A 1,421-nucleotide genomic window follows, 5' to 3' on the forward strand; every position below is an offset into this window, starting at 1 on the left:
TATAGCGCTACGCGCAAGTCAGCAAGGTTCTTGGGTCAGAAGTCAAAGGTGCGCTTTCCGTTCTCCGTAGGAGACGCGGGGCGCGTTCGGCGAATTAAATTCGCCACGGGTCGCACCTAAAAGTAAGCGATTACTTACGTTTCGGAGTTATGGAATGTCAAACATCTTAATGGGTAGTGCTATAGCTTTTTCTTTAATTAGTGTAATTTATTCAGCTAAGCGATCGCACCCTGATTTTCCGCTGGTTTTAACTCATCTAGTTAAACTCTTGTTATTGACCTAATCTAGGATTTCCTGATTTAAGCTGCTGTGGCCTCGATATAATTACTGAAATTTCAGCGGAAATTTAACAATTTTAAATAGGTGATATCCGTAAATTGCACATGATCATGTTTTGTGATCTGTTTCCTCAGTGCATCAAAAGTTGGACTGATTGCTGCCTGTGATCAGAACTTGCTTTTGCAACCTAGGAAATACAAGAAAAAGCTCAACTCGAACACCAACGAGCTGAACAACTCCCAGAACGGTTACGACAGCTGGGCATTAATCCCGATGAAATTTAACATAGGGTGTTGCTAACGCGCAACAATTATTCTCGTTATCTGTTGTCAGCTTGGGTTAAGGTTAAATGCAGCCTTACTAATGAATTTCTCATCCTTAACTGTTTCCCTTAAACCCGAAATTACCCTCACCCCTGTTGAGGGAAATATTGTGATCCAATCTTCAAGCCGTAAGCTGACATTTCATCAACCGGAACCGGGATTAAAAACTGCTCTAGATGCTCTGAAACAGGGAACCCACACCCCCTGACAAGGGTAGGTTTTTTACTTTGGAGATAGGTAATAGGTAATAGGTAATAGGTAATGGGTAATGGCTAATCGGTAATGGGTAATGGCTAATCGGTAATGGCTAATCGGTAATGGGGACCGGTCCCCTAACCCCTGTGAGCCGTCATCCCCTGAGCTTTCTCCCCTTGCGATCGCTATCCCCATGGTAGGGGATTATTACTTCGATTGTCCTGAGATTGATTGGGATGCGTTCGCGAAGCGGTTCCAAAGGAACATCGCGTTTACTATCTCTCGCTTCCCCTATCTCCATCAAGTCGAAGCAATTTATGTTAGCTTCTGTGGTAGCAAAAGCTTAACAACTGATGCACCCAAGGGCAAACAACCAAACACCCATGAATGCTTCCCCCACCTGCGTTCTCGTGGTGGGGGTGTCCGTCTTAATTACAAGGTTTTATCCCTCGCGACAGGCGGCATTCTCGCGCCTGTTGCCAGAACTTTTGCGCTTACTATTCCCCCAAGTCGTTGTCTTGATGCAATAGCGAGTGGGGGAAACCACGCCAGTTGCTCATGGGGGAAACCCCCAAGACCGCACTGGCTCCCCAAGACCGCGCTGCATCGCTTCCGCTATGGGGA

2 protein-coding genes are annotated in these 1,421 nt (G+C 46.1%); one reads left to right on the top strand and one right to left on the bottom strand.

What is annotated here, in order from left to right:
* Window positions 1–642: 642 nt before the first annotated feature.
* Complete coding sequence (locus tag F6K20_RS38470) at window positions 643–810, top strand: hypothetical protein (protein ID WP_008187239.1); 168 nt, start codon at window positions 643–645, stop codon at window positions 808–810.
* A 14-nt stretch (window positions 811–824) separates the two neighbouring features.
* Here the strand turns inward: F6K20_RS38470 and F6K20_RS38475 are convergent, their stop codons facing one another.
* Complete coding sequence (locus tag F6K20_RS38475) at window positions 825–992, bottom strand: hypothetical protein (protein WP_008187237.1); 168 nt, start codon at window positions 990–992, stop codon at window positions 825–827.
* Window positions 993–1,421: the final 429 nt, after the last annotated feature.

The organism is Moorena sp. SIO2C4, assembly GCF_010672485.1.
Lineage (GTDB): Bacteria > Cyanobacteriota > Cyanobacteriia > Cyanobacteriales > Coleofasciculaceae > Moorena > Moorena producens.